Here is a 25889-nt window from a genome sequence, read left to right on the forward strand (position 1 = left end):
CGCTCTCTCCCGAAACGTCCGCGGTTCTGGATCCCCGCCTGCGCGGGGATGACAATGTCGAGGTTCCGGCACCCCATTCTGTCTCCGATCCCGGATTGCCTTGCAGCGTCCGAGGCGTCCGCCGGGAACCTCGGCAGGGACAGGGCTATTCCCCAACCTGACACCGACCGGCTCAACCCTATATCCAAACCCATGGCGCTGCGTTCCACCGACATCCTCACCCAGACCCCGCAAGGGCTCTACTGCCCCCTCGGCGACTTCCACATCGACCCGGTCAGGCCCGTGAAACGGGCGCTGATCACGCACGGCCATTCGGACCATGCGCGGTCGGGCCACCGATCCGTCATGGCAACCCGGGAGACCCTGCGGATCATGGGGGTGCGCTATGGCGAGGATTTTGCCGACTCCACCCAGGAGGCCTCTCTGAGGGAGAGCCTTCGCGTCGGCGACGTGACGGTGCGCTTCACGCCGGCCGGCCATGTGCTGGGCTCGGCGCAGATTTCCATCGAGGCCGGCGGCACCCGGGTCGTGGTGTCCGGCGACTACAAGCGCGCCGAGGACCCCACCTGCCTTCCCTATGAGGTCGTGCCCTGCGATGTGTTCATCACCGAGGCGACCTTCGGCCTGCCCGTCTTCCGCCACCCCGACACGCGGGGGGAAGTGCGCAAGCTCCTCGATTCCGTCGCCCTGTTCCCTGAGCGAGCCCACATCGTCGGAGCCTATGCGCTGGGAAAAGCCCAGCGGGTCATGGCGCTCCTGCGCGAGGAAGGCTACGACCAGCCGATCCATCTCCACGGCGCCATGGAGCGCCTGACCGAGCTGTATAAATCCGAAGGCATTCCCTTGGGCGAGACCCCTAAGGTCGTGGCCGCCGAGCGCTCGAAGCTCGCCGGGGCCATCGTGATCTGCCCGCCCTCCTCGATCCAGGACCTCTGGTCCCGCCGCTTCCCCGATCCGGTCACCTGCTTCGCCTCCGGGTGGATGCGGGTGCGGGGGCGGGCCCGGCAGAAAGGCGTGGAACTGCCGCTCGTGATCTCCGACCATTCCGACTGGGACGACCTCTGCCGCACGATCCAGGAGACCGGCGCCGGCGAGGTCTGGGTCACGCACGGCCAGGAGGACGCCCTGGTCCATTGGTGCACCACTCATGGCATCAGAGCCCGGCCCCTGCACATGCTGGGCTACGGCGACGAGGGTGAGGCGGAGGAGGCTGCCCACCCTCCCCTTGAGGGGGAGGGTCGCGAGCGTAGCGAGAGGGGTGGGGTGGAAACACCAAGCTCGAAAAGTGCCGGCGCCAATCACCCCACCTCGGCTTTACAAGCCGATCCTCCCCCTCAAGGGAAGGATGAGAGTGGGCAAGGAGGCGCAGCATGAACCGCTTCGCCGCCCTTCTCGATCGCCTCGGCTACGAGCCCCGCCGCAATGCGAAGCTGCGGCTGCTCACGGATTATTTCCGCCACACCCCGGATCCGGACCGCGGCTATGCGCTCGCCGCCATGACCGGCGCGCTGATGTTCAAGGAGGCCAAGCCCGGCCTGATCCGCGGCCTCGTGGAGGAGCGCACCGACCCTGAACTGTTCCGGATGTCCTATCACTATGTGGGCGATCTCGCCGAGACCGTGGCCCTGATCTGGCCCGCTCCGGGGCATGAGAGCGTGGCGCCGGCCGATGGTGCGCCCACCATCGGCCACAACAACCCGCCGCCCCATGTGCCGACGCTGACCGAGGTCATCGAGACACTGGCGACCACCAGCAAGAGCGATTTGCCCGCCCGGGTCGCCGGGTGGATGGATGCGCTGGACGAGACAGGGCGCTGGGCGCTGATCAAGCTGATCACCCGAGAGCTGCGGGTCGGCGTCTCGGCGCGCCTTGCCAAGACCGCCGTGGCCCAGCTCGGGCAGATCGAGCCCGACGAGGTCGAGCTGGTCTGGCACGGGCTGGAGGCGCCCTACGAGGATCTCTTCGCCTGGGTCGAAGGCCGGGGCGAAAAGCCGGAATCCGGCAATCCCGCCCCGTTCCGCCCCTCCATGCTCTCGCATCCGCTGGAGGACGAGGATTTCGCGAAGCTCGAAGCCTCCGAGTTCCTGGCCGAGTGGAAATGGGACGGCATCCGCCTTCAGGCCGCTTCCGGCCACGGCAGCGACGGGCGCCCGGTGCGGCGCATCTATTCCCGCACCGGCGAGGATGTCTCTCGCGCCTTTCCCGACCTCGTGGAGGCGCTCGACTTCGAGGGCGCCATCGACGGCGAGCTGCTGATCGTGCGTGAGGGCCGGGTCCAGACCTTCAACGTGCTCCAGCAGCGCCTGAACCGGAAGGCCGTCACCCCGAAGCTGATCGCGGAGTTTCCCGCTCACCTGCGCGTCTACGACATCCTGTTCGAGGGCGAGGAAGACCTGCGCCCCCTGCCCTTCGCCGAGCGGCGCCGGCGCCTGGAGGCACTCGTTGCCCGGCTCGACGACCCGCGCATCGACCTCTCGCCCATGGTGCCCTTCGAGACCTGGGAGGATCTCGCGGCCGCCCGGTCCGACCCGGCCTCGGTGGGTGCAGGCCCCGATGCGGATGCTATCGAGGGCTGCATGATCAAGCGGGCGAGCAGCCCCTATCTGCCCGGGCGCCCCAAAGGCTACTGGTACAAGTGGAAGCGCGACCCATACCTTGTCGACGCCGTGATGATGTACGGCCAACGCGGCCACGGGAAGCGCTCGTCCTTCTATTCCGACTACACCTTCGGCGTCTGGCGCGAGGGCCCGGGCGGCGAGGAGCTGGTGCCGGTAGGCAAGGCCTATCACGGCTTCACCGACGAAGAGCTGGTGAAGCTCGACCGCTTTGTCCGCAACCACACGGTCAAGCGCTTCGGCCCGGTCCGGGAGGTGGAATACGGCAAGGACAAGGGGCTTGTGCTGGAGGTGGCCTTCGAGGGTCTGCAGCGCTCGACCCGGCACAAATCCGGCGTCGCCATGCGCTTTCCCCGCATCAACCGCATCCGCTGGGACAAGCCTGCGGCCGAGGCCGACCGGATCGAGACCCTCGAGAAGATCCTGGAGCGGGGCGAACAGGAGGTTCATCCGTTGAAGGATCAGGAGGCCTGACGATGCTGAACGTGGAAACCCTCTCCGAGGCGAGCGTCACCCAGCAGGTGAACGGCCGGCTCGTGGTGGAGACCGAAGGCCCGGGCTTTACCGATATCACGGATGCCCTGTCGCGCTGGGTGTTCGGCACCGGAGTCCTGAACGGCCTTCTGACGATCTTCTGCCGCCACACCTCGGCGTCGCTGCTCATCCAGGAGAACGCCGATCCCGACGTGCGCCGGGACCTGCTGACGGCCCTCGACCGCCTGGCGCCCCGCGAGGCCGGCTATGTTCACTCAACGGAAGGGCCGGACGACATGCCGGCTCATATCAGGACCATGCTGTCCGGAGTGTCCCTGAGCATTCCCGTGGTGGAGGGCCAGATGGTGCTCGGCACTTGGCAGGGGGTCTATCTGGCCGAGCACCGAGACCGGCCGCACACCCGCGATCTGATCGTCCATCTGATCGGGGCGTAATCCACATGATTGCATGTGATGCCTGCGTAGATTCCCGTAGAATAACCAAGAAGAGCGTTTGCCGCCTTGCCATTCCCTCAAGGTTCCGGCTAAGGCACAAGGCAAGCGTCTCGTGGGAGTAGGCACACGTGCAAAGTCAGTCCACCACGATCATCATTGCCGACGACCATCCGCTGTTTCGCGGCGCGTTGAGGCAGTCCGTGGCCTCCATCATGCCCCAGGCCCGCGTGATGGAAGCAAGTGGCATGGATGAGCTGAACGCCACCCTCTCCCAGGAACGCGACGTCGACCTGATCCTGCTCGACCTGACCATGCCGGGCGTCCAGGGCTTTTCCGGCCTGATGTCGCTCCGGGCGCAATATCCCGAGCTGCCCGTGGTGATCGTTTCCGCCACGGAGGAGCCCACCGTGATCCGCCGGGCCATGGATTTCGGCGCCTCCGGGTTCATTCCGAAATCCATCGACATCGACAGCATCGGCGGCGCCATCCAGGCGGTGCTCGCGGGCGACACCTGGACCCCGCCCGACGTCGATCTCTCGGCCACCGAGGACGCGGAAACCGCCGACCTTGTCCGTCGCTTGGGCACCCTTACGCCACAGCAGGTGCGTGTGCTGACCATGCTGTCCGAGGGCCTGCTCAACAAGCAGATTGCCTACGAGCTCGGGGTCTCAGAGGCCACCGTGAAGGCCCACGTCTCCGCCATCCTCGACAAGCTCGGGGTCGATAGCCGCACCCAGGCGGTCATCGCCGCCTCCAAGATCGGCGTGACCCAGCGTCCCTCCCAGGCTGGAGCCGATTAAAGCCCCTCGATAAACGCATCGATCCGCGACAGCGCCTGCTCGGCGAGCATACTGTCGAAACGGATGAACACGTGGGCGCCGCCCGGCCAGACCGCGAGATCGGCCTTGTTGCCGGCCGCGACCCAGCGGGAGGCCATGAACAGCGTGTCGTCGAGGAGCAGATCCCTGGTTCCCACTGAGAAGAGCGCCGGCGGCATTCCCTTCAGCTCGGCATAGAGCGGAGAGACGACCGGATCGCGCCGATCGAGATCCGGGCCGCAGAAATTATCCGCGAAAAGCTTGACCCCGGGGGTGTTCAGGATGAGGGGTTCGTCGCCCCAGTTGGCCGCACTCGGGGTCAGGCTGACATCGTAGCAGCCGGCGAAGAGGTTGGCGCCCCTGAAGGGATTGAGGCCGTGCTTGTCTCGCAGGCGCAGCAGGGTCAGGGCCGAGAGATGTGCGCCGGCCGACTCGCCGCCGATGAACAGGCGCGAGGTGCCGAAGCGGCTTTCGGCTTCACGGATCAGCCAGAGGGCCGCCGCCTCGCAATCGTCGGGACCAGCCGGGAACCGATGCTCAGGGGCAAGCCGGTACTCCACCGACACCACCGCAAGGCCACACCGCTCCGCCAGTCGGTCGAGCCAGGGATCCTGCTCGTCGGCGGTGCCGATGGTCCAGCCGCCGCCATGGATGTGGAGATAGGCACCCCGTGGATTCTCCGGGGCAATGATGCGGAGCGGAAGCGGTCCGCCCGGCCCGTCGATGGTGATCGTTTGAGCCCTGCTGCTCAGGGGCATGAGCGGGAAGGCCCCCTTGCCCTTGCGACGGTTTTCCCGGATCAGGGCGGGAGGCGCCTCCCAGTAGCGGCCAAGCGGCGAGAGCCTCGCGACAATATCGGCATTCTGGGCACGGATCTCCTCGCTGATGGCGGAGGGATCGAAGAGGGCGGGATCGATCATGCGGCACTCGGGTTGGGTTGCGTTCATCGCCGGCCCCTGCGATGAAGCACACGCGAGACCCGAGGTCTATTACGCTTTCTTCCAGTGACGCTTTCCGGCGAGATGAGCAGCATGTCCAACTTGAACCGTTTTCTCGGCGGCTCCCCCGGCTCCGTGCTGGTGAAGCTGATCTTCCTGTCGCTCCTCGTCGGCGCCTTCCTGGCCTTTCTGGGCATCACGCCCCTCGGGCTAATCGAGGGCTTGTTCGACTGGATCGCGTCGATTTTCGATCTCAGCTTCGAGACCGTGCAGGAGGTTGGGCTCTGGATCCTCTACGGCGCCGTCATCGTGGTGCCGCTCTGGCTCATCTCCCGCCTGTTCGGCAGCCGGCGCTGAGCCCCGCCATGGACGGCACACCGACCACGCAGCGGCTGGACATCTCCCACTACCGCATTCTGGCACTCGCCCTACCGATGACCCTGTCGCATGTGACGACGCCCCTGCTGGGGCTCGTCGACGCGACGGTGATCGGACGCTTGGGCGAGGCGCATCTCCTCGGCGCGGTGGCGCTCGGCGCCGTCATCTTCGATTTCGTGTTCTGGAGCTTCGGGTCGCTGCGCATGGCCACCGCCGGCCTCACGGCCCAGGCGACGGGCGCCGGCAATCGGCATGAGGTCGACGTGACGCTCGCCCGTGCGTTTCTGGTGGCGGCGATCACGGGCCTCCTGCTGATCCTGCTGCAATGGCCCATCGCCGCGATGGCCTTTTCCATGGTGGGCGCCAGCGCGGCGGTCACCGAGGCGCTCTCCACCTATTTCTTCATCCGCATCTGGGCCGCACCCTTCACCCTGGCGAATTACGTGATCCTCGGCTCTACCCTGGGGCGCGGCCGCACGGATCTCGGCCTGCTGCTCCAGGTGGCGATCAATGTGGCCAACATCGTGCTGACCATGGCGCTGGTGCTGGGTCTCGATCTCGGCATCGCCGGTGCGGCCATCGGCACAGCCCTGGCCGAGGTGCTGGGTGCAGGCCTCGGCATTCTCGTGCTGCGCCGCCTCGGCTCCAATCCGCTCGCCGTCACATGGGCCGAGGTGCTGAACCGGGCCGCGATGCTGCAGACGCTCGCCATGAACCGGGACATCATGATCCGCAACGTGGCGCTCATCCTCGCCTTCTCGATCTTCAGCGCCATGGGGGCCCGATCTGGAGACGTGACGTTGGCTGCGAATGCGGTGCTCTACAACATGTTCCTGATCGGCGGCTATTTCCTCGACGGCTTCGCCACCGCGGCCGAGACCCTGTGCGGGCAGAGCATCGGCGCCCGCGACGAGCGCAGCTTCCGCCGCGCGATCAATTTAAGCCTGGGATGGAGCCTCGGCTTCGGACTCGCGGTATCCGCGCTGTTCCTGATTGCCGGCGGACCCTTCATCGACTTCGTGTCGACCAATCCGGATGTGCGGGCTTATGCAAGGGACTATCTCGTCTTCGCTGCCCTGACTCCATTCTTCGGAGCCGCTGCCTTCGCCTTCGACGGCATCTACACGGGCGCGACCTGGACCCGGTCCATGCGCGACCTGATGGTCATCGCCTTCTTGGTCTATGCCGGCATCCTTTTCGCCGCCGGCGATCTCGGCAACACGGCGCTCTGGATCGCGCTTCTCGTTTTCCTAAGCGCGCGAGGACTGGGCCAGTTCCTCCTCTATCCAAGGCTGGCGAGAAAGACCTTCGCCAGCCTTGCGTGAGTTCGAGCCTCAGAACTCTCCCTTGGCGATCGCCGATGCATCACGGCCGAGCGCCTGTGTCAGCGATGTCTTCTCAGCCGCGAGCGTCTGCACCAGACCGTTCTTGATGTCGCTGACGAGGCCGGGGCCCTTGTAGACCATGGCCGAGTAGAACTGCACCAAGCTGGCACCGGCGCGGATCTTCGCCAAGGCGGTCTCCGCGGAGTCGACGCCGCCGACGCCGATGAGCGGGATCTTGTGCTCCACACGCAGGAAGGCCTCGGCCAGAAGCTTCGTGGAGGGGATGAAGAGGGGCTTGCCCGAGAGGCCGCCGGTCTCCGATGCCAGCGCCCTCTCCTTCAGGCTCTCAGGCCGCGCAACTGTCGTATTGGAAACGGTGAGCCCGTCTATGCTGCGCTTGAGCGCCGTGGCGACGATCGCATCAAGCGTATCGAGCGAGATATCGGGCGCGATCTTCAGGAGCACGATGGTTTTATGCCTGCCCTGCTCGCTCTTATTCCGCGCCTCGATGCTGCGGGCGAGAAGATCGTCCAGGAAGGCTTCGCCCTGCAGGTCGCGTAGGCCCGGCGTGTTGGGCGAGGACACGTTGATCGTCAGAAAATCGGCAAGCCCGCACAGGCGCTGGATGCACAGCACGTAATCGGCGATGCGGTCAGCGGAATCCTTGTTGGCCCCGATATTGACGCCGACGATCCCGGGCCGTCCGCGGCGCTGTGCCAGGCGCCGGCATGCCGCATCGAGCCCGTCGCTGTTGAGCCCGAAGCGGTTGATGACCGCTTCGTCCTGCGTGAGCCGGAACACGCGGGGACGCGGATTACCAGCTTGCGGCTTCGGCACGACGCCGCCGAGTTCGACGAAGCCGAAACCGAGGCCCAGAAGCTGATCCGGCACCTCGCATTGCTTGTCGAAGCCCGCCGCAAGCCCGACGGGATTGGGAAAGTTCCTGCCGAACACCTCGATGGACAACCGGGGATCGTCTGCGGGCGCGGGCATCACCGGCATCAGGGACAGCCCCCTGATGGTCAGCTGATGCGCGGTCTCCGCATCGAGCGCATGCAGCGCGGGCTTAGCGAGAGAAAACAATGCGCCGATCATGCGTCGAGATCCGGAAAGACATGGTGGCCATCCTGGCCGAGAGGCAGCGGCTTCACCCATCGTACAGCCGACAGAGGCAGGTGAGCGTAGAGATGCGGGAAGAGATCCCCGCCGCGGGACGGTTCGTAGCGCAGAGCATCCCCAAGTGAGTCGCCATCGATGGCGATCAGCAGGAGATCGCTTTGGCCTGCAAAGTGCCTGGCGGCCGTTTCTCGAACCTGCTCGGCGGTGGAGAAATGGAGGTACCCATCTTGGATGTCGATAGGCGCTCCGGCGAAGAATCCAGCCGCTTCGGCTTCGCGCCACAGCAATGCTGGGCAGATTTTGTAGATCAGGCGCATGATAGCTCGATTCATCGTGCGTCGCTTCAGGAGCAATCCTGATTAGACATATTGTCTCAAGAGGCGGGAGCCCATTGTCTATGCCTTAGAACAATCTTAATTCCTAATCATAGGTTCGCTTTCAGTTATTCGCTTCTAGCGAAGGTTTTTTACAATGTTGTCCCACGAGCGCGTCTGGGCTGCGATCGATGCATTAGCATCACGTCATGGAATGACCGCATCGGGCCTCGCCCGCAAGGCCGGCCTCGATGCAACAAGCTTCAACAGATCAAAACGCGTCAGTCCCGAGGGCCGTGAACGATGGCCCTCGACAGAGTCGATTTCAAAGATCCTGAAGGCAACCGGTGCGACCCTCGAGGACTTCCTGCGCCTCGTCGAACCCACGGGCTCCCTGCGCCGTTCCATGATCCCGCTGATCAGCATGGAGGAGGCGACTTCGGCGAAAATCCTCAATGAGGATGGAACGCCGACAGAAGGCTCCGGCTGGGACGAACTCGAATTCCCGGATTTCGGCCAGGAGAAGGTCTTCGGCCTTGAGGTCGCCGGCGACACGCTTGCGCCGCTCTACCGGGACGGGGACGTGCTCATCGTCTCGCCCACCGCCAGCACCCGCAAGGGAGACCGCATCGTGGTGTGCACCGCAGGCGGCGAGATCCTGGCCAAGGAGCTCAAGCGCCGCTCGGCCAAGACCCTGGAGATGACGTCCCTCGTGAAGGACCAGGAAGACCAGGTGATCGCCACCGAGGAGATCGCCTGGACGGCCCGGATCATGTGGGCACGGCAGTAGCCTTCAGGCTGCGCGGTCCCTCAGAAAAGTCTCGTGCTCACGCACGAGATCGCCATTGAGGGCCTTGCGGATCAGCGCCCGGCTCTCCTTCACGCCGTAGAGCGCCACGAACGAGCCGAAGCGCGGACCGCGTGGCTCTCCGAGCAGCACCTGATAGATCGTGTTGAACCACTCTATGGACACGCCTGGGCGCTCAGGCGTCGCACCCTTGGCCTTGAAATCCTGATAGCGCGGCTCGGCGCGGCCCACATTGTAGATCTCGTCCTGGATCGCTTCCGCGGTTGCGGGGCGCTCCCCTGACTCGAAGGATTCGAGCACCTCGTCCAACCGCCGAAGCGATGCGGCCTCGACCTCGTCCGCCAGACGATAGGTCTTCTGCGGCTTCACGAAATCCTCGAAGTAGCGCACGGCACGCTTCGCGAGGCTGTCGAGACGCGGATGCGTCTCCGGCGACACGCCCGGCGCATAGCGGCGGATGAAGCCCCAGAGCACAGACGGATCCTCGGAATTCGCCACGGCCACAAGGTTGAGCAGCATGGAGAAGGAGATCGTCGTGCCCGGCTGATTGGAGCCCTCCGACGATACCAGCTCGGGTGCCGGCGGCTCGCCCGCGTGCAGGTGCCAGACCGGGTTCATCAGGCGCGTCTTCGCATCCTGCGCCGGATACTTCTCCAGGAAGGTCAGGTAATCGTCCACCTGCCGCGGGATCACGTCGAAATGGAGCTTCTTGGCCTCGCGCGGCTTGTTGAACATGAACAGCCGGAGGCTGTCCTGTGTGCCGTAGGTGAGCCACTCGTCGATGGTGAGGCCATTGCCCTTGGACTTCGAGATCTTCTGGCCCTTGTCGTCGAGGAAGAGCTCGTAGTTGAACCCGTCCGGCGGCAGGCCGCCGATAGCCTTGGCGATTTCCCCGGAGAGCTTCACGCTGTCGATCAGGTCCTTGCCAGCCATTTCGTAATCGACGCCGAGCGCCACCCAGCGCATGGCCCAATCGGGCTTCCACTGCAGCTTGGCATGGCCGCCGGTGACCGGAGTCTCGAAGCGCTCGCCCGTCTCGGGATCGCGCCACACGATGGTGCCGGCGTCCAGCTTACGCTCGTCGATGGGTACCTGCATCACGATGCCGGTCTTCGGATGGATCGGCAGGAACGGCGAATAGGATTGCTGGCGCTCCTGGCGCAGGGACGGCAGCATGATCGCCATCACGGCATCGTAGCGCTCGAGCACGGTGAGCAGCGTCTTGTCGAACTTGCCGGCCTTGTAGCACTCGGTTGCCGACATGAACTCGTAGTCGAAGCCGAAGGCATCGAGGAATTCGCGCAGGCGCGCATTGTTGTGATGCGCGAAGCTCTCATGGGTGCCGAACGGGTCCGGCACCTGGGTCAGCGGCTTGCCGAGGGAAGCGCCCACCAGCTCCTTGTTGGGGATGTTGTCCGGCACCTTGCGCAGGCCGTCCATGTCGTCCGAGAAAGCGACGAGGCGGGTCGGGATGGTGTCACCGGTCAGCACCCGGAAGGCATGGCGGACCATGCTGGTGCGGGCCACCTCGCCGAAGGTGCCGATATGCGGCAGGCCCGAGGGGCCATAGCCGGTCTCGAACAGAGCCTCTTTCTTCCCCGTTTTCTTGAGACGCTCGACAAGCTTGCGGGCCTCCTCGAAAGGCCAGGCATTGGCGGTCTGGGCGGCTTCAATCAGGGCGGGGTCGAGAGACAGATTTCGGGACATGGGCCTAGTGCTTAGAGGAAAATGCTTCCAGAAGCGCGGCACACTAGAGCATCGAACCCAAAAGTGGAATCCACTTTTGGGAACCATTGGATGCTCAATTTTTTAAACAGCTCATCGTTCGTACGGGAAAACCGGGCCCACTTTTCCGGACGATGCGCTGGACGACGCTGGCAAGGGTCAATGCGGTAAACCCAACCCTCAAGGGTCGGCAAGACTTAGTAAGGATGAACTTAGTAGGGGCTGATCGGGAAGAAGCGCAGGTAGAGCTCGGCATATCTGCCCTCCCGCCAGAGCTGCTGGAGCGCGAAATCCAGCGCCCGACGAAGACCATCATCCTCGGTGCGGGTGATGAAGCCGATGCCCTCGCCGAAAAAGCGGCTTTCCAGGTAGGGGCCGCCCGAGAAGTCGCAGCATCCCGCCGCTTCCTCGCCGCCGATCCAGAGGGCAAGGCCAAGGCCATCGGCGAACAGGTAGTCGATCTCACCGGCCTTGAGAGCAGTCTGCGCCGCCGCCAGCTCCGGATAGGGCTTGAGGGAGGCACCTCCCATGAAAGACTTGGCATAGGCTTCATGGGCCGTGCCGCCGACGACGCCCAGGCTCTTGCCCTGCAGGGTCTTGGCGTCCGGTGCCGGCAGGTTCTTGTCCCGGCGCACGGCAAAACGGGCCGGGATCTTAAAATAGGGACCGGTCACGGCATAGCCCCGGCGCAGATCCGCCGTGATGGGAATGGCGGCCGCCACCACATCGCCCTGCTTCTCGTTGAGGGCATTCAGAAGCGTGTCGAAGCGCCGGACCTGAACCGTGCAGGTCAGCCCCAAGCGCTCGCAGGCAGCCCGGGCGAGTTCCACGGACAGACCGGTCGGGTTACCGTCGAGGCCAGGAAAATGAAGCGGCGGGAAGTCGTCGTCGACCAGAAAGCGGATCGTGCGGGTGGCCGGCAGCTCCGGTCGCTCGAGCTGGGTCCTGGGATCCCAGAAATTGGGGATGTTCACCCCTTGAGCCTGAACCGCGCCGATGTTCAGCGCAAAAGTCAGGGGCAGTAGCATCCCGGCCCATCCAAGGGGCTTGATCTTGCGGGAAAGGCGGGCAACCAATGTAACGATATCTAGGACCATCGAGGCGACATTCTCTTGCTCTTAGCTTTGCGCTGCTCAGGAATGCCTAAGGGAAGCACCCGACGCTCATGATGAGGCAGGGTCTAGCGGACGGGGCCGCACAGTCAACAGCGCTGCCGATCGAGAGCGGATTTCTCAGCAGTCATGGGCATGCGCCCGACGCCCTCTGGCAGGCCGCAATCTTCGCTCAGGCCACGGGGGTTACAGCCGATGAATTCCTGATGAGAGAAAGGATTGTCTCGGAGGACGATTTCTACAGGGCTCTTGCGGCCGAGCTCGGGTGCCCTTTCGTTGCCGCCCCGCACCTGTCATCGGGTGTGCGCTATCCCGACAGCATCCTGGCAGGTTTGGCCCCTATGGCCGGTAGGAAAGCCAGGTTCGTGGCGGCGCCGCGCGGCCGCGCCCTGGCGGACCTTCTCAAAGCCCGATCCCGCCGGCAGCTCGCCATCACCACACCGACCAAGCTGAGAGAGGCCGCCTTTGAGGCTCAAAGTCCGCTGATCGCCCGGCGGGCCGCCCATGATCTGGCCGACAAGGCCCCTCAACTCGCAACCGATGTCAGCTACGGGCAGATCGCGGTTCTTTTCGTGGTTCTGACCTTGATCGTATTCGGCCTCGGGTTTGCCCCCGGGCTGAGCACCGGGATCCTAGGCGCCCTTATGGGTCCGTTGTTCCTCGGCATGATCGTACTCCGCATCGCAGCGGCATCCCTGAACAATCCTGTCGAGCCCGAAGAGCAAGAGCTCCGCATCGAGGATGCGGACCTGCCCGTCTACACGATTATCGCAGCCCTTTATCGCGAGAAGCGCGTCGTAGCCCGCTTCCTTGAGGCCCTCACGCGGCTCGATTATCCCGTGGCAAAACTCGACATCAAGCTCGTGCTCGAGGCAGACGACCGCGAGACGCCGGAGGCCCTGCGCTCCATCGAGGTTCCAGGCAATGTCGAGATCCTGATCGCGCCGCCGGGTGGGCCGCGCACGAAACCCCGCGCGCTCAACGTCGCTCTGCCCTTGGCGCGGGGCCGCTACACGGTGATCTACGATGCTGAGGACGTGCCCGACCCGGGCCAACTGCGCCTGGCGATATCGCACTTTGCCGAAGCGCCTCCAAACGTCGCCTGCCTGCAGGCGCGGCTCACCATCGACAACACCGACGACACTTGGCTCACACGGCTCTTCACTATCGAATACGCGGCCCTGTTCGATGTGTTCAATCCAGGGCTGGCCGACATCGGCAGCCCCATTGCCCTGGGCGGCACCTCCAACCATTTTCGCACCGCCGTGCTGCGGACAATCTATGGCTGGGACGCCTGGAACGTCACCGAGGATGCCGATCTCGGCATTCGCTTGGCACGGCTCGGCTATGAGGTGAAGGATCTTCCCTCCTCCACCCTCGAGGAGGCGCCTGGTACCCTGCGGCTCTGGATGCGGCAGCGGACGCGATGGATGAAGGGCTATGTGCAGACTGCGGTGAGCCACACGCGCAAGCCCTGGATCATGCTGCGCCAGCTCGGATTCTGGCGCTTCTCCGGCGCCCTCGCCCTGACCTGGGGAACCGTGCTCAGCGCCCTCGTCTATCCGCTCTTCACCGGGCTCTATGTCGCATCATGGCTTCAAGAAGCCGAACAGTTTCCTGACATGCGCTGGACAGCGGCGTTCAATGCTTATGCCCTGACGCTGTTCGTGTCCGGTATGGCCTCGGTGTTCATACCGGCCTGCATGGCCCTGCACCGGCGCAAGCTCTGGCGCCTCATGCCCTGGCTCCTGCTGCTGCCGCTCTATTATGGCCTCGTCAGTGTTGCGGCCTGGAGAGGCTTGTGGGAGCTGGCCATCGCGCCGTTCCGCTGGAACAAGACGAGCCATGGGCTGGCCCGCACGTCGCGGGCCGGGCTGGTTCAGAAGCACCAGGCCAAGCCGGCGGTCACCAGATCGGTGAACACGGCGCCACCATAGCGCCACCACAGAAGCCCGCCTGAGCCCACCAGGCACAGGATTGCCGCCGCAACGAGACCGACGCGGGCCCGCTGCTCCTGGCGTTCTGTGTGCTGGGTCTCCAAGCTCATTGCCTGCTCCGGAATAGGCTTTTGCAGGAGGAGATATAGAGCGTTTTGGCCCCAGGCGGAAGGGATCAGGCTTGGAGCCAGTGCCTGAGCCGGGACAGGCGCGGCTCCTCCTCCGAGCCGACGGCCTGAACGAGGGCGGCGCGGCTGCCCACGAGGATCACCAGACGGCTTGCCCGCGTCACCCCGGTGTAGAGGAGCTTGCGCCGCAGCATCGAGGCCTGCTGCAAGGCAACCGGTATGACCACGGCCGGATACTCGGAGCCCTGCGCCTTGTGGATCGTCACGGCGTAGGCCAAAGCCAGCTCATCGAGTTCCTGAAGCGAATAGACGACCAGCCTGTCCTCGAAGGCAACGGTGAGCTCGCCATGATCGCGGCGCACCTCGCGCACGATGCCGACTTCGCCGTTATAGACGTCACGCTCGTAATCGTTGCGAACCTGCATGACCTTGTCGCCGGGCCCATAGCTCCAACCCGCCCGATGCAGGCTCTCAAGGCCGGGCGGATTGAAGAGCTGCTGCAGTTCTCCGTTCAGCATATGGGTGCCGAGGCGCCCGCGGTTCATGGCGCACAGCACCTGCACGTCCCGCACCGGATCGAGTCCGAACCGCCGTGGAATCCGGTCCCGGATCAGAATGGTCATCTTGGCCATGACCTCGGACGGCGTGTCGGCTTCGACGAAATAGAAATCCGAGTCCGGCTGATGTCCGAGGTCAGGTACAAGCCCGCGATTGATTGCATGGGCGACGGTGATGATGCGGCTCTCCCGCTCCTGCCGGAACACCTCCTTGAGATGCACGACAGGAATAGCCTCGGATGCGATGATGTCCGACAGGATCTGCCCCGGACCGATGGAGGGCAGCTGATCCACGTCGCCCACGAGAACCAGCGACGCTTCATCCGGCAGCGCACGCAGCAGCGCGGCCATCAGGCGGATGTCGAGCATCGAGGTCTCATCGACCACGAGAAGGTTGCAGTCGAGCGGCATCTTCGCATTGCGCCGGAAGCCGCCCTCGGATGCTTCCAGCAAACGGTGGACGGTCTTGGCCGGAAAGCCCGTACTTTCCGACAGCCGCTTCGCAGCCCGCCCGGTCGGGGCGCACAGGGCGATCGTCAGTTCGTGCTGCGCGCACAGATGCGTCAGGCTTCGGATCAACGTCGTCTTGCCCACACCCGGCCCGCCGGTGACGACGAGCACCTTCGAGCGGCAGGCAGAGGCCAGGGCCTCGCGCTGGCTCGGCGAGTACGACACACCGATGGCGGCTTCTGCCTCGGCGATCACTTGCTCAGGGTCAAACTCGTTCCAGGGATGCAGACCCTGGGCAATCTCCTGCAGGCGCTGCGCGATGAAGAGTTCGGCACCGTAGAGGCCTTTCAGGAAGATGCTGCGCTGCTCATCGAGTTGGTCGGCCACGAGCTGACCTGCCGCACATTGCGCATCGAGCACGGGCTTCACTTCAACTTCGGGAATCTCAAGCAGGCGGCTCGCCTGTCGCAGCAGCTCCTCTGCCGGCAACCCGGAATGGCCTTCCTTTACGGCCTCAGAGAGAACATGCGTGAGACCGGCCTGAAGCCTGATTGCGGCGGTGGGTTCCACATTGAGTTGCAGCGCCACCTGATCGGCGAGCGCGAACTCGAAGCCCGGAATGTCGAGGACGAGCCGGTAGGGATTGGCTTTGACGATGTCGATGGCGCCGACGCCATAGGCGCGGTAGATGCGCGTGAGCAGAAACCCTCCGATGCCATGCGCATTGAGGAACGCCGCAATCTCCTTCAGGGCCCGGTGCTCGGCCCAGGCCTCGCCGATGCTCAGAGCCTTGGCCATCGCGATGCCATGCACGCGCGCGAGCTCATGTGGCTTCGTCTCGATCACGTCGAGAATGCGCGCGCCAAACGATGCAATGAGCCTCTGGGCAAGGGAAGGTCCAACACCTTTCAGGAGGCCGGAGCCGAGAAAGCGCTGCAGGTCTTCCGCGGTGGTCGGCGCTGTGGTCATCAGCTCGCTCGCGCGGAACTGAACCCCGTGATTGCGGTCGTGCAGCCATCCGCCGTTTGCTTCCACCACCTCGCCGATGGCGACAGACGGCGCATGACCGACAACAACAACGGGCTTGCGGTGCCCGCGCGCTTTCACGCGCAGCACGCAGAAGCCGGTTTCATCGTTGTGGAACGTCACCCGCTCGATGGAACCGACGAGATGTTCGGAGAGGGATAGCGCCTCCTGATCGGAAGCAGCCATGGCGGAGGTTTTCGGCATCGATCAGCGGGACCACAAGCGCCGGGACGCCTCGGGAGAAATGAAAGGGCGAGACGGCTTAGATCCGTCTCGCCTAGCGCATCGTGCGGGAAAGTGGACCCGGTTTTCCGGTCCACACGATGCGCCAGTATAAAGAAGAAGCATCGGAGCGAAAGTTAGGCTGCCTTCTTGGTTGGCCAGCCGAGTTCGACGAGCCGCGCCTTGGCGTAATCGCGGATCTCGTCGCGAATGCCCTCCGGCAGCTCGGCGAGCACCTTCTGCGTGTCGGCATGGAGCATCAGGTCCGTGACCGCATTGATGGTCTTGGCCTTCTTGATCTTCGCCTTCAGATCATCCTCGACCTTGTCGTCGGAGGCAGCGGCTTCAACCCTGCCCTTCTGCGTCTGAGGCTCGGTCTTCTCGATCTCCACATGCGGATCGGCAAAGCCCGGGCGACCCTGCTTGAACTCATCCGCCTCTTCCTCGGAGTAGACGTAGCCGTGCAGCTCGATGAGCTTGAGAATCACGCGGTCCTTCGCCCGCTTTTCGGCCATGGCATAGACATAAGCCGCCTGCTTGCCTGAGACGCGATAGTTCACGCCGATCAGCGCCTCACCGATCGACCATTCGACCCGCTCGCCCATGCGGCCGGTGACTTGGATCACCGCCTCATCGCGCTCGGCGCGGATGATCTTGGGCTCGTCGAAGACGACATTGGCCTGGGCGGCGATGCGCTCAAGAGTCTTGTGGTAGACCACGGCCGTTCCCTGGACCCGCCACACATTGCCGGCCATCGGCTCACCGAACTTGGCCAGCACCTCGGAAATTTTCTTATCGGTCGTATTCATCCTCGATCCTAACTTTTATCAGGGCCCGCATATCGGCTCACGCTCTTCTGAGAATCATCTTCTGCGGCAGGCGTGTTCGGTTTTTGTTCTATACCAAATTTCGTCCTTGAGGTCCAATTCAGGCGCAGTGAATATTGCAATTTAAGCTATACAAAACAGTCACTTAAATGATGTGCCATTTTGTCTCAATCGCAGTCGCCCCGGCTTGAATCATGTGTCTTGGTCAAGGGCTTTGATGAAGTGTCATGATTTGACCACACCTACCATGTTCTATATATGTTCCCATCGGTCAGGATAGCAAAACACGCTGGATTTCACTGCGGCCTGACTGCTCGTCGCAACTGCCACCCTGGAGGACCGGATGTCCGCGCAAGCGATCCTTGACCTTTCGGATCGACGCCCCGCCCGCCGTGGCGGCGCCCGTCGGGCTGCCAAGCGCCCGGCGACGCCGCTGACGCGAAACGCCCTGATCGCGGACTTCCTGGCGCTCTGCGAACTTGATGCGGACGTGGAATCTCTGCGTGCGCCGGCCGATCCGGCAAACTTCACCATCGGTGATGAGACGGTCGAGCATGTGGCCGATTTCGAAATCGTCCGCGACGGCTCGGCTTACCTCATCGATGTGGTGACGGACGACGACCTGCTGGCCCATCCCCTGCGCGCGGCTTCGATCCATGGCATCACGGCCGGCGACGGACGTCCCTTCCGGGTCGAGACGGCAGCCAATATACGGGCCGAGCCGCGTTTTACCACCATGCGTCTGATCATGGCCTGCAAGCGCACGCCGGTGACGGCTGGCGACCGGGTGCGCATTCTGCACCAACTCGACGAACTCGGCACTATGCGGCTTGTCGATTGCGCCAGTGCCGTGATGAACACGCAGGATGGGGTTGCGGCCGTTCTGGCGCTCGCCTGTGAGGGCCTGGTCGCGGTCGATATCAGCCGCCCGATCCTGCCCGAGACGCAGGTGCGCCGGCGGCGCCTGCCCTTCGCGGATCCTTTTGCCTTCTAGCCTTGCGCGGCGTGCCGCTCTACCGCCTCGCCCAGCAGCGAGCGCACGATGGCGCGGACCGCATCCGAGGTGCTGTCGGTCGCGAACTTGGAATCGATCTCATCGCGAATGATCGAGCCGTCGCCGCTGCGCTTCAGCTCCGTCGAGGATTCCGCCTGGAGCAGGGTCACGAAGGCGCTCTCCACCTCCCGCGCCACCAGCGCCTCGTCGGCCGCGTCGACCACCCGTCCCGTGAGATCGAAAACATTGCTCTCGAACGGCAGCGCTTGTGCTTCCAGTTGCCCGCTGCCATCGAGAATCCAGGCGCGCGGCACGTGATCCACCAGATCGACGGATTGACGCGTGATGTTGCCGGGGTTGAGCCAGCGTGTGCGGCCCGCAAGAACAGCCTTCTGCGTCTTGTGGATGTGCCCGTTGATCAACACATCGCAGCCCTCCACCGCGAAAGGCGGAACGGCACCGGGATAGCCGCCGTCGAAGGCGATGTCATGATGCGTGAACCAAGCCTGGAAATCGGCCCCGACAAAGGAGCCGCGCGCATCGGTCGGGATGGCTTGGCCGTAGGGCGTCATGCCGACACCAACTCGGCGGCTCCCTATCTGGAACTCGGTCACGGGAGCCGATGTGGCCACCACATCGACCACATCGCAGAGCCCGAGCAGCGCCAGCGAGTCGCTGTCGGTGAGCGTCGTGTGCTGGATGTCGTGGTTACCCACGTTCACGATGGGCCGGTGGTGGAAGTTCTTCAGGATGCGGACGAGCTGGTTCTTGAGTGCCATGTCGGTCTCGACCGGCCGGTCGAAAAGATCGCCGAGGATGACCACCGCGAGCTGCCGCTCATTGGCGATGGACACACAGCGCTCCAGCTTGCCCAGCACCGCCTGAGGCCAGACGGCATCCTTGCGCCGCCCGGGACGCCGCGATCCCACATGCGGATCCCCGATCACGAGGATGCCCTCGCAGGCAACGGCGGGAAGACGATCTCCGGTCAGGATCATGCGGTGAGCCGCTCCGTGGGCGCATGGGTGTGGTGGTCCAGCAGGGTCTCAGGCTTCACGGGCGAACCGCAGGTGGGGCACAATCCGCCTGTTTCCTCGACGAGGCGCGCCATCTCGGCCTGCAAGGATGCTAGCCCCTCGTCGACCTGAGTCATACGGCTTCTGGCGATTTGGGAGGCCGCATGAAGATCCTTCATCCGCTTGAGAATATTTTGTGCCGAAGCGGTGTTTTCAAGGGCCGGCACGATTTCCGGCAAGCCATGCAACGCCTTCAGTCTCGCTTGGGCACGCTTCAGATCACGACCGAGTTGCAGCACCTGCCGCCCGATGCGCTCACGCTCGCGGGCGCGCTCGACCGCACGGGTGAGATCGGCAAGCTGCTCCGCCGGGGGCAGCATCTCGGTGATGCGGGCGCGCCCCTCGGCTGTCATGAGCCTCTTGCGAGTCGTGGCAAGCTGCGCCGCATGATTTTGCAATCGCTCAAGCTGCGCGGCTTCCATGGCTAACCGCTCCGCCTGCCGGCGCGCAGCGGAAATCTTTTCCTTCAGCGGCTCGAGTTCGGCAAGCCCGTCGAGCGTTTCGCTCAACGCGATCAGTTCCCGCTCGCCGTTTCGCACGAGATCGTTGTCACGGCGGCAGCGCTCGCGGTGGATGACGAGCATGTCGCGGATATAGCCCGCCTCCTGCCCGATAGAGAGAACCGCGGAGCGGCGTGATGGCGTTTCGCCGAGCAGGAACACGGGAAATTTCTGGTGCGCGATATGGACGTCGAGATCCTCGACCTTGCGGATGCGGATGAGATCGGCCACCCAATCCGGCACAGCACGCCCGCCGGTCTCGTAGCGCATGCCCTGAGCCTCGACCACGGACCCATCCGCCTCATGCAGCGACCAGATGTTGACGGGCGAACGACGCGGCTGTCGCGTGAAGCGTAAAAGACGGTTTCCGGCAACGCCGATCTCGACCATGGCAGCCTTCGCGCCGGCACGCACCAAGCTGTCGCGAGCCTCGCCGTAGAAAACGGCGCGCAGAGCACGGATAAAGGTGGACTTGCCGCGGTTGTTCGGCCCGATCAGCGCATTGACGCCGGGACCCAGATGCAGCGTCGCATCCGTATAGGCCTGCACGTTGAAGAGACGGATGAAGCGCAGACCCGGCTGGGCATCGTCCCACTGTGCGCTGGTGTCGGAGGACAGCACCTCGACGCCGGTGGCGGGCTCGCCGGCGATACGTGCGATGTGAAACTTGCCGGAGAACTGCGACAGGTCATGGTGCGAGACGGCAAGGCACTGCACGCCAAGCCGCGCCGCGCCGTCTTCCAGCACTGTGTAGAAGGACGACACGCGCTCCGGCGCGATCCAGCAATCCGCTTCGTCCAGCGCCAGGAAACGCGCCACATCGGCCTTGACCACGGCAATCAGGCGCAGGGCCATGCCGATCACATTGGTGAGCGCGCCGCCATTGTCCTCCAGCACGTCCTCAAGTGAGCCGTCGGGACGCCGCACGCAGATGTCGAGGGACGCCAGCCCCCGCTCCGTCGACAGCTCCAGCGCCACGGGCTTCTCGCCCGGCAGAACCTCCTGCACGAGCGCCGTCAGCAGCGTTTCGAAGGCCGACAGGCTGCGGCGGCTCGCTGAGCCGTGAACGGCCTCGATGAAGGCTTCCACCTCGTCCTTGACCGCGAGACGGCCCTTGGCGAACTCGATCTCACGCGTCAGCTCATCGACCCGCGCGCGGATGGCGTCGCGCCGGCCCTCAAGCCGCGCGAGCAGCGCTTCCGCGCGGGTGACGTCGTGCGTGGCGGACGGCAGCATCAACGCTCGTCTCCGAGCTGCCTGAGGCGCGTCTCGACTTCGCGCAGAGCCACACCGAACTCCTCTGCGAGCGCCGCATTTCGTGCCTGCGCTTCCTCGATCAGGCTTTGAATCTGCACCTCGTCATCGGTGCCGAGCTCGGCCTTGGCGAGCGCACGCGCCTCGTCGATTTCACGCGTCAGGCGCTCGACCTCGCCCTCCGCCCGGATGCGTTCCGCCCGCAGCTTGTCGAAGGTCTTGCGCATCTCCTCCAAGCGGCGAAGCTGGTCTGTTTCGAGGCGTGACAGGCTGGTCATGGAATTGCGGCTCCGCTGCAAAGGAATGGTCGAGCTTCAGTTATCGTCAGCGCTATTTCGTCGCAACGACTTTGCCTCTTTTTGGTCTGGATCGGGGACGATGTCTTCAATCCTGGCACCCGACCCTCCACATAGTATCCGTTACTCCAAGATTACAGTCTTAAACAGCGGACTTTGCTTGACACAGAGCCCGCCGAGGCTATGTTCTTGTTTTGTTCACATCGTCTGTATGCGTCGTGGATGTGACCTCATTAGGGCAGTGCGAAACGGCCCTTGGCAAAGGAACTCGTGATGAGCGTCATGACGGAAGAACGGCCGATCTTCGAGAACGAGGAATGGCTCCTGAGCGAGAGCGGCCTCGAGCACAAGACGACGGGCTATTTCATCGACCGCGAGAGCCTCGGCCAGCGGCGTGAAGACGGGCTGTGGTCGTGGCCGCTGCACATGGCGGAGAAGACCTGGTGCGGGATGGAGCCGTTCTCGGAAGCCTTCACCTGCGCCCTCTCCGTTTTCGGGATCGGCACGGGCGTGGAACTGGCACAGAGCCTGAAGGTCGCGCGCTTCGAAGTCTCGCCTTGGCCGAAGGCCGCGCGGGCTCATTCCGGCTCCGTTCCGGCGGTCCCGCGCACCTTGCATTCCGAGGGCTCAAACCCCATTTTAGTGAAGCCGCGCTCCTCGCATAAACCGTTGAATGGTCAAGGTTTTCAGGGCTCGGCTGAGGCCTGGCGCATTCGCACCAAATTGGGTGCGCGCCTCGTTCTGAAGAACCCGCGTCAACGTTCCGAACGCCTGAACCCAGCTCGTGAAGCCGGCCCCTCCTGGCAGGCTCCGCGCCGGATTCGAAAGACCGGAACGAAGCTCGTCCGGCTGCTGCAGGCAGCCTGGAACATACGGTGAGAGCAATGCCGAACTTTGGGCTTGAAGAGATCATGCGCAACGGCGCAAGCGCTTTTCAGGGCGACATCTCCGGTGCGGAGACGCCGGCGCCTGAAACGGCGGATGAGTTCGCGCAGCATGTGATTGAAACGATCTGCCATGCCAGCGTCACACCGGCCATCGGTCGGCGCACATTCGAGCGCTGCATGCGTGCGCTGAGCTTCGGCTCTACGACCCGTGTAGGCCTCCGTCATCCGGCAAAGGCCGAGGCCATCGATAAGGTCTGGCGCGAACGTGAGCACCTGTTCGAGGAATACACGGCGAGTCCGGACAAGCTGCAGTATCTCGCGACGCTGCCCTGGATCGGACCTGTGACGAAACACTCGTTGGCCCGCCGGCTCGGCATCTATGCCGCGCATGGAGAACGGGCCGTTGCCTGAGACGAAACAACAAGAAGAGGTATCAACCCATGGCTAAGGTTCGCGCAAGCGATGTCGGCTTCTGCGTTGTCGACGGCAACGCCAATGTCATCGCAGACAATCTCGTTCACCGCATCCGCGAAGCCGCCGCGGAGATGGAAAGCCAAGTCAACCGGTTGTACCGGGGACGCAGGGCTTACGATCTTGAGGCCGGCACAAAGGACGATCTCGACAAGGCCATCGAGCAGCTCACCTACATGGCGCGCACCCTGCGCGAGGTGAAGAGCGAGCAGTCGACAGTGGTCTATCTTCAAGCGGCTGAATAAACCCTACATTTCAAATAGCGGTGACTCCCATCACCGCTATTTTCATATCCGCTGCTGCTCCGAATTGATTGCCCTCAGGCTTTGACCGCGCAGATGAACAGCACGAGGGGCGCATGCTGGTACCAGCGGTTCAGCCACGCGTGCTCTCGCGCCATTTCCTCCCTTGGCCGCGGCTCCTCCATCTTCACAACCCGAAATCCCGCTTCACTGATGGCGTTGACGTAATCGGAGATGGTCCGCGGGAAGCGCGGCACTTCGAAGGGTTCGTCATAAGCAACGGGCTTGGCCGTCTGAGGACGCCTGCCGAACCGCCAGCGTTCGACGAAGGGTGTCGTCTCGAAATAGCGGCCGACACGCAGTCCCTGGTAGGTGCCCTCCTCGTTCGTCAGCCACTGGAGGACGGGCGTGATGAAGCAGGGATGAAGAATGCTGAAGCATAGGCTCCCGCCAGGCTTCAGAACCCGGCAAGCTTCACGCATGGCGGACGGGAAGTCCGGGCCGTCCATGAGCGCCATGGTGGACAGTGCGCAGTCGAACTGCTCGTCGGCAAAAGGCGAGAGCTTGCTGAAGGAGCCAAATTCATAAGCAATGCCGAGAGGCTCTTCCGCCTCCTTCTGGCGGGCGCGTTTGATCATCTCAGGAGAGAGATCGATCCCGGTCATGATTCCACCCCGCTGCGCGAAGCGGCGTGTGTTGGAGCCTTCGCCACAGCCCAGATCGATGACCTGCTTTCCCGCAACAGACGGCATGAAATCCAGAAAGGCAGGAAGCGTATAAAGCTCGCGGTAGAAGTCGAACCCGGACCGCACCTCCTCCGCCCAGAGGGCGGCGTTGCGATCCCATGCAGCTGCGACAGCCGCGTCGTTCAAGGTCGTCTCATCGGTCATGGCAAGGCTCCGGAGGCTCAGCTTGGCTGCTCCGTTCTAGCCTATTCACACTGTCATCAACACTCGAACGCAGCCAACTCGCCTCTTGTGTTTCACGTGGAACAAATATAGAACATTAGGTGATGCCCACCTTGGGGCAGGAATGTGCAACCGACCTGAAAACGTGCGGCACTCCTTAATGCCCCAGCTGTTCAGGAGAGATGAAGTGGAGAGGCCATTATGGCTGGATCTGTGAACAAGGTGATTTTGGTGGGTAATCTGGGGCGTGACCCTGAGGTCCGCCGTCTCGGCAGCGGGGATCCGGTGGTGAACCTGCGGATTGCGACCTCCGAGACCTGGAAGGACAAGGCGTCTGGCGAGCGCAAGGAGAAGACCGAGTGGCACTCGGTGGTGATCTTCAACGAGAACCTGGCCCGGGTGGCCGAGCAGTACCTGAAGAAGGGCTCGAAGGTGTACCTGGAGGGCCAGCTGCAGACCCGCAAGTGGACGGACCAGCAGGGGGTGGAGAAGTACTCCACCGAGGTGGTGCTGCAGCGTTTCCGCGGTGAGCTGACGATCCTGGACAGCCGCGGCGGCGGCTCATCCGAGTTCGGCGAAGAAGAGCCGGGCCAGGTCAGAACCGGCGGCGATTTCGGACGATCCTCGCCCATGGAGCGCAGGCCCGAACCGGCAGGCGCTTCCCGCCACAGCGACTTCGATGACGACATTCCGTTCTAATTGACAAAGAACCGAGGCTTTTCGAAATCCGGGCTCCACGCCCGGATTTTTCATGCCGCTGTAGCCTTAAACCTCCGCAGAAGTTTTCCTTGCCTCGTTTCGCGCGCGTTGCGCCCTCTCCCGCAGCTCCTCACGGCTTGCCCACCACCAGCCTCGGACCGAGCGAAGCTCGGGACCCTCATCCATACGAGAGGGCCTTGTGCGATAGACCTCCTGCAGGGTGGGTATCCGCCAGCGAGCCCAGACGTAACGGGCCGGATCGCTCCGCACATGCGGATACAGATCAATTATCCCAGCGTCTTGTATGGGATCGCTCTCGATACCCTCGAAAACCACAACGCCCCAACGCTCGGTCGACACCGGGCAGCCTAACGGCGGCAGGTCGTCTCCAGGCACGGGGTAGCGCCTGCGGCGGCGCTCGGCCTGAACCCTGGTGGATTCTTCGGAAACATGGGCCTTCTGCTCCTCGCGCCGTTTCTGACGGGCCGCCGGCTCGTTGCGTCGAGCCGCCTCTTCGATCTCGGGCCAGCGCGTTTTCAGCTCCTCGTAGGATCGGAACGGCACCCGCCAGATCCGCTCCTCAGAATCCCAATGGGCCCAGGGAATGGACCGGAGCGCCTCCACGATGGTGCGGGAATAGGGCGTGCGCACCCTCAGGTCGTCCGCGATCGTCAGGTAAGGGCTCTCCAGAGGCTCAAACGCGAAAGCATCCCGTCCCTTCGCGTCCGCGTGCCGATCCAAATCCTGCAGCTCCTGGGCCATCCAGGTGTCGAGCCGCTGGACGGCCGTCGAGCCGGGCACGAACCAGCGCTCGTCGGCTCCACGCCACCGGGCTCTCGGGAACGCCTCGCGAAAGCGCCGCACCAGATCACGGTCGTAAGGAAAGACCGCGCAAGCGCCCGGTTTCTCTTCGTCATCAGACGGAACGACCCGGAAGGCGGATGCAATCTCCATGGAGGACCGGCTTTTCAGCTCATGATGTATCGAACCCTGAAGTCACAACAGGATTACAGGGGGATTGGATCCCGCTTGTCTACACATGCTTGAGTCAGGGACCTGACCAGCGCCTTCGGCTTGTTTGAAGGGACTTGAGGCGGCGTATGCGGTTCAGCTGGAGCGGTTCTCCTTGAGCGCTGATTTGGACCCGGTCGGGCAGGTGGCCTGACCGCGCTTTTCGCGCGTCGGAGCCCGACGGGATGAAGCCGTTGGGGTGCTTGGCCCCTGGACGCGCCAAAGCCCCTGAAGCTGTCGCTTTCAGGGGCTTATGTGTGTGTTGTGTGTTGGTTGCGGGGACAGGATTTGAACCTGTGACCTTCAGGTTATGAGCCTGACGA

General features: G+C 63.8%; 26 protein-coding genes. 13 read left to right on the forward strand and 13 right to left on the reverse strand.

Annotated elements, in window-relative coordinates:
• Positions 1-192: 192 nt before the first annotated feature.
• From JKL45_RS08355 to JKL45_RS08370, 4 genes are all read left to right on the forward strand, one after another.
• Positions 193-1374: a ligase-associated DNA damage response exonuclease gene (locus JKL45_RS08355; protein ID WP_201860687.1), complete on the forward strand. Its 1182-nt coding sequence runs from the start codon at positions 193-195 to the stop codon at positions 1372-1374.
• The gene (locus JKL45_RS08360; protein ID WP_201860656.1) at positions 1371-3089 is read left to right on the forward strand and encodes a cisplatin damage response ATP-dependent DNA ligase; all 1719 of its coding nucleotides are present in this window, start codon (positions 1371-1373) and stop codon (positions 3087-3089) included. The genes JKL45_RS08355 and JKL45_RS08360 overlap by 4 nt, the downstream gene beginning before the upstream one ends.
• A 2-nt stretch (positions 3090-3091) precedes the next feature.
• Positions 3092-3544, forward strand: coding sequence for a secondary thiamine-phosphate synthase enzyme YjbQ (locus JKL45_RS08365; RefSeq protein WP_201860657.1), 453 nt, complete (start codon positions 3092-3094; stop codon positions 3542-3544).
• Positions 3545-3672: 128 nt separating this feature from the next.
• A complete protein-coding gene (locus tag JKL45_RS08370) occupies positions 3673-4344 on the forward strand; it encodes a response regulator (protein ID WP_201860658.1) in 672 nt (223 codons plus the stop codon).
• On the opposite strand, the gene JKL45_RS08375 is transcribed toward JKL45_RS08370, so the two are convergent.
• A complete protein-coding gene (locus tag JKL45_RS08375) occupies positions 4341-5282 on the reverse strand; it encodes an alpha/beta hydrolase (RefSeq protein WP_201860688.1) in 942 nt (313 codons plus the stop codon). The genes JKL45_RS08370 and JKL45_RS08375 overlap by 4 nt on opposite strands.
• A gap of 111 nt (positions 5283-5393) precedes the next feature.
• On the opposite strand from JKL45_RS08375, the gene JKL45_RS08380 reads away from it, so the two are divergent.
• Positions 5394-5657, forward strand: coding sequence for a DUF6460 domain-containing protein (locus JKL45_RS08380; RefSeq protein WP_201860659.1), 264 nt, complete (start codon positions 5394-5396; stop codon positions 5655-5657).
• Positions 5658-5665: 8 nt separating this feature from the next.
• A complete protein-coding gene (locus JKL45_RS08385) occupies positions 5666-7003 on the forward strand; it encodes an MATE family efflux transporter (protein WP_201860660.1) in 1338 nt (445 codons plus the stop codon).
• Positions 7004-7012: 9 nt separating this feature from the next.
• Here the strand turns inward: JKL45_RS08385 and JKL45_RS08390 are convergent, their stop codons facing one another.
• Together JKL45_RS08390 and JKL45_RS08395 are read right to left on the reverse strand one after the other, a co-directional pair.
• Entirely contained in the window at positions 7013-8098 is a 1086-nt protein-coding gene (locus tag JKL45_RS08390) for a quinone-dependent dihydroorotate dehydrogenase (protein ID WP_201860661.1), read from the reverse strand.
• Positions 8095-8439 (reverse strand): DUF952 domain-containing protein, encoded by a 345-nt coding sequence (locus JKL45_RS08395; RefSeq protein ID WP_201860689.1) that lies wholly within the window; start codon positions 8437-8439, stop codon positions 8095-8097. The genes JKL45_RS08390 and JKL45_RS08395 overlap by 4 nt, the downstream gene beginning before the upstream one ends.
• A 154-nt stretch (positions 8440-8593) precedes the next feature.
• Between JKL45_RS08395 and JKL45_RS08400 the strand changes: the two genes are divergently transcribed.
• Positions 8594-9226, forward strand: a complete 633-nt coding sequence (locus JKL45_RS08400; RefSeq protein ID WP_201860662.1) for a S24 family peptidase — start codon at positions 8594-8596, stop codon at positions 9224-9226.
• Positions 9227-9229: 3 nt separating this feature from the next.
• Here the strand turns inward: JKL45_RS08400 and JKL45_RS08405 are convergent, their stop codons facing one another.
• The gene (locus JKL45_RS08405) at positions 9230-10951 is read right to left on the reverse strand and encodes a lysine--tRNA ligase (RefSeq protein ID WP_201860663.1); all 1722 of its coding nucleotides are present in this window, start codon (positions 10949-10951) and stop codon (positions 9230-9232) included.
• 230 nt (positions 10952-11181) lie between these two features.
• The gene (locus JKL45_RS08410) at positions 11182-11997 is read right to left on the reverse strand and encodes a transporter substrate-binding domain-containing protein (RefSeq protein ID WP_246498396.1); all 816 of its coding nucleotides are present in this window, start codon (positions 11995-11997) and stop codon (positions 11182-11184) included.
• Between the two features lie 290 nt (positions 11998-12287).
• Here JKL45_RS08410 and JKL45_RS08415 point away from each other — a divergent pair, with 290 nt between their 5' ends.
• Complete coding sequence (locus JKL45_RS08415) at positions 12288-14018, forward strand: glycosyltransferase (protein ID WP_246498379.1); 1731 nt, start codon at positions 12288-12290, stop codon at positions 14016-14018.
• Here the strand turns inward: JKL45_RS08415 and JKL45_RS08420 are convergent.
• The 3 genes from JKL45_RS08420 to JKL45_RS08430 all read right to left on the reverse strand — a co-directional run bounded on the left by JKL45_RS08420 (position 13961) and on the right by JKL45_RS08430 (position 17210).
• Entirely contained in the window at positions 13961-14128 is a 168-nt protein-coding gene (locus JKL45_RS08420) for a hypothetical protein (RefSeq protein WP_201860691.1), read from the reverse strand. The two genes, JKL45_RS08415 and JKL45_RS08420, sit on opposite strands and share 58 nt — an antisense overlap.
• A 65-nt stretch (positions 14129-14193) precedes the next feature.
• Positions 14194-16365, reverse strand: coding sequence for an SF1B family DNA helicase RecD2 (gene recD2, locus JKL45_RS08425; RefSeq protein ID WP_246498381.1), 2172 nt, complete (start codon positions 16363-16365; stop codon positions 14194-14196).
• A gap of 173 nt (positions 16366-16538) precedes the next feature.
• A complete protein-coding gene (locus tag JKL45_RS08430; protein ID WP_201860667.1) occupies positions 16539-17210 on the reverse strand; it encodes a trna delta -isopentenylpyrophosphate transferase in 672 nt (223 codons plus the stop codon).
• Positions 17211-17571: 361 nt separating this feature from the next.
• On the opposite strand from JKL45_RS08430, the gene JKL45_RS08435 reads away from it, so the two are divergent.
• On the forward strand, positions 17572-18222 hold the full coding sequence (locus tag JKL45_RS08435; RefSeq protein ID WP_201860668.1) for a hypothetical protein: 651 nt from the start codon (positions 17572-17574) through the stop codon (positions 18220-18222).
• Here JKL45_RS08435 and JKL45_RS08440 read toward each other — a convergent pair.
• The 3 genes from JKL45_RS08440 to JKL45_RS08450 are packed head-to-tail and all read right to left on the reverse strand — an operon-like array spanning position 18219 to position 21330.
• A complete protein-coding gene (locus JKL45_RS08440) occupies positions 18219-19220 on the reverse strand; it encodes a metallophosphoesterase family protein (RefSeq protein ID WP_201860669.1) in 1002 nt (333 codons plus the stop codon). The two genes, JKL45_RS08435 and JKL45_RS08440, sit on opposite strands and share 4 nt — an antisense overlap.
• Positions 19217-21034, reverse strand: coding sequence for an AAA family ATPase (locus JKL45_RS08445; RefSeq protein ID WP_201860690.1), 1818 nt, complete (start codon positions 21032-21034; stop codon positions 19217-19219). The genes JKL45_RS08440 and JKL45_RS08445 overlap by 4 nt, the downstream gene beginning before the upstream one ends.
• Complete coding sequence (locus tag JKL45_RS08450; RefSeq protein WP_201860670.1) at positions 21034-21330, reverse strand: hypothetical protein; 297 nt, start codon at positions 21328-21330, stop codon at positions 21034-21036. Before JKL45_RS08450 ends, JKL45_RS08445 begins: the two co-directional genes overlap by 1 nt.
• A 291-nt stretch (positions 21331-21621) precedes the next feature.
• Here JKL45_RS08450 and JKL45_RS08455 point away from each other — a divergent pair, with 291 nt between their 5' ends.
• Genes JKL45_RS08455 through JKL45_RS08465 form a run of 3 tightly spaced genes read left to right on the forward strand, consistent with a single transcriptional unit; the run spans position 21622 to position 22951 of the window.
• Positions 21622-22227 (forward strand): hypothetical protein, encoded by a 606-nt coding sequence (locus JKL45_RS08455; protein ID WP_201860671.1) that lies wholly within the window; start codon positions 21622-21624, stop codon positions 22225-22227.
• Positions 22228-22232: 5 nt separating this feature from the next.
• Complete coding sequence (locus tag JKL45_RS08460; RefSeq protein ID WP_201860672.1) at positions 22233-22646, forward strand: hypothetical protein; 414 nt, start codon at positions 22233-22235, stop codon at positions 22644-22646.
• Positions 22647-22675: 29 nt separating this feature from the next.
• Positions 22676-22951 carry a hypothetical protein gene (locus tag JKL45_RS08465; protein WP_201860673.1) on the forward strand — a complete coding sequence of 92 codons (276 nt, stop codon included), beginning with the start codon at positions 22676-22678 and terminating at the stop codon, positions 22949-22951.
• A gap of 74 nt (positions 22952-23025) precedes the next feature.
• Here JKL45_RS08465 and JKL45_RS08470 read toward each other — a convergent pair whose 3' ends face one another.
• Complete coding sequence (locus tag JKL45_RS08470; protein WP_201860674.1) at positions 23026-23838, reverse strand: class I SAM-dependent methyltransferase; 813 nt, start codon at positions 23836-23838, stop codon at positions 23026-23028.
• Positions 23839-24057: 219 nt separating this feature from the next.
• Between JKL45_RS08470 and ssb the strand changes: the two genes are divergently transcribed.
• On the forward strand, positions 24058-24555 hold the full coding sequence (gene ssb / locus JKL45_RS08475; protein WP_201860675.1) for a single-stranded DNA-binding protein: 498 nt from the start codon (positions 24058-24060) through the stop codon (positions 24553-24555).
• Between the two features lie 66 nt (positions 24556-24621).
• Here the strand turns inward: ssb and JKL45_RS08480 are convergent, their stop codons facing one another.
• Positions 24622-25509: a hypothetical protein gene (locus JKL45_RS08480; RefSeq protein ID WP_201860676.1), complete on the reverse strand. Its 888-nt coding sequence runs from the start codon at positions 25507-25509 to the stop codon at positions 24622-24624.
• Positions 25510-25889: the final 380 nt, after the last annotated feature.

It is taken from the genome of Microvirga soli (assembly GCF_016734765.1).
Classification (GTDB): Bacteria; Pseudomonadota; Alphaproteobacteria; order Rhizobiales; family Beijerinckiaceae; genus Microvirga; species Microvirga soli.

What these genes read in the sequence shown, in the direction of transcription:
- JKL45_RS08355 (WP_201860687.1), top strand. Translation starts at nt 193, where the DNA reads ATGGCGCTGCGTTCCACCGACATCCTCACCCAGACCCCGCAAGGGCTC.
- JKL45_RS08360 (WP_201860656.1), top strand. Translation starts at nt 1,371, where the DNA reads ATGAACCGCTTCGCCGCCCTTCTCGATCGCCTCGGCTACGAGCCCCGC.
- JKL45_RS08365 (WP_201860657.1), top strand. Translation starts at nt 3,092, where the DNA reads ATGCTGAACGTGGAAACCCTCTCCGAGGCGAGCGTCACCCAGCAGGTG.
- JKL45_RS08375 (WP_201860688.1), bottom strand. Translation starts at nt 5,282, where the DNA reads ATGATCGATCCCGCCCTCTTCGATCCCTCCGCCATCAGCGAGGAGATC.
- JKL45_RS08380 (WP_201860659.1), top strand. Translation starts at nt 5,394, where the DNA reads ATGTCCAACTTGAACCGTTTTCTCGGCGGCTCCCCCGGCTCCGTGCTG.
- JKL45_RS08385 (WP_201860660.1), top strand. Translation starts at nt 5,666, where the DNA reads ATGGACGGCACACCGACCACGCAGCGGCTGGACATCTCCCACTACCGC.
- JKL45_RS08390 (WP_201860661.1), bottom strand. Translation starts at nt 8,098, where the DNA reads ATGATCGGCGCATTGTTTTCTCTCGCTAAGCCCGCGCTGCATGCGCTC.
- JKL45_RS08395 (WP_201860689.1), bottom strand. Translation starts at nt 8,439, where the DNA reads ATGCGCCTGATCTACAAAATCTGCCCAGCATTGCTGTGGCGCGAAGCC.
- JKL45_RS08400 (WP_201860662.1), top strand. Translation starts at nt 8,594, where the DNA reads ATGTTGTCCCACGAGCGCGTCTGGGCTGCGATCGATGCATTAGCATCA.
- JKL45_RS08405 (WP_201860663.1), bottom strand. Translation starts at nt 10,951, where the DNA reads ATGTCCCGAAATCTGTCTCTCGACCCCGCCCTGATTGAAGCCGCCCAG.
- JKL45_RS08410 (WP_246498396.1), bottom strand. Translation starts at nt 11,997, where the DNA reads ATGCTACTGCCCCTGACTTTTGCGCTGAACATCGGCGCGGTTCAGGCT.
- JKL45_RS08415 (WP_246498379.1), top strand. Translation starts at nt 12,288, where the DNA reads ATGAGAGAAAGGATTGTCTCGGAGGACGATTTCTACAGGGCTCTTGCG.
- JKL45_RS08420 (WP_201860691.1), bottom strand. Translation starts at nt 14,128, where the DNA reads ATGAGCTTGGAGACCCAGCACACAGAACGCCAGGAGCAGCGGGCCCGC.
- recD2 (WP_246498381.1), bottom strand. Translation starts at nt 16,365, where the DNA reads ATGGCTGCTTCCGATCAGGAGGCGCTATCCCTCTCCGAACATCTCGTC.
- JKL45_RS08430 (WP_201860667.1), bottom strand. Translation starts at nt 17,210, where the DNA reads ATGAATACGACCGATAAGAAAATTTCCGAGGTGCTGGCCAAGTTCGGT.
- JKL45_RS08435 (WP_201860668.1), top strand. Translation starts at nt 17,572, where the DNA reads ATGTCCGCGCAAGCGATCCTTGACCTTTCGGATCGACGCCCCGCCCGC.
- JKL45_RS08440 (WP_201860669.1), bottom strand. Translation starts at nt 19,220, where the DNA reads ATGATCCTGACCGGAGATCGTCTTCCCGCCGTTGCCTGCGAGGGCATC.
- JKL45_RS08445 (WP_201860690.1), bottom strand. Translation starts at nt 21,034, where the DNA reads ATGCTGCCGTCCGCCACGCACGACGTCACCCGCGCGGAAGCGCTGCTC.
- JKL45_RS08450 (WP_201860670.1), bottom strand. Translation starts at nt 21,330, where the DNA reads ATGACCAGCCTGTCACGCCTCGAAACAGACCAGCTTCGCCGCTTGGAG.
- JKL45_RS08455 (WP_201860671.1), top strand. Translation starts at nt 21,622, where the DNA reads ATGAGCGTCATGACGGAAGAACGGCCGATCTTCGAGAACGAGGAATGG.
- JKL45_RS08460 (WP_201860672.1), top strand. Translation starts at nt 22,233, where the DNA reads ATGCCGAACTTTGGGCTTGAAGAGATCATGCGCAACGGCGCAAGCGCT.
- JKL45_RS08465 (WP_201860673.1), top strand. Translation starts at nt 22,676, where the DNA reads ATGGCTAAGGTTCGCGCAAGCGATGTCGGCTTCTGCGTTGTCGACGGC.
- JKL45_RS08470 (WP_201860674.1), bottom strand. Translation starts at nt 23,838, where the DNA reads ATGACCGATGAGACGACCTTGAACGACGCGGCTGTCGCAGCTGCATGG.
- ssb (WP_201860675.1), top strand. Translation starts at nt 24,058, where the DNA reads ATGGCTGGATCTGTGAACAAGGTGATTTTGGTGGGTAATCTGGGGCGT.
- JKL45_RS08480 (WP_201860676.1), bottom strand. Translation starts at nt 25,509, where the DNA reads ATGGAGATTGCATCCGCCTTCCGGGTCGTTCCGTCTGATGACGAAGAG.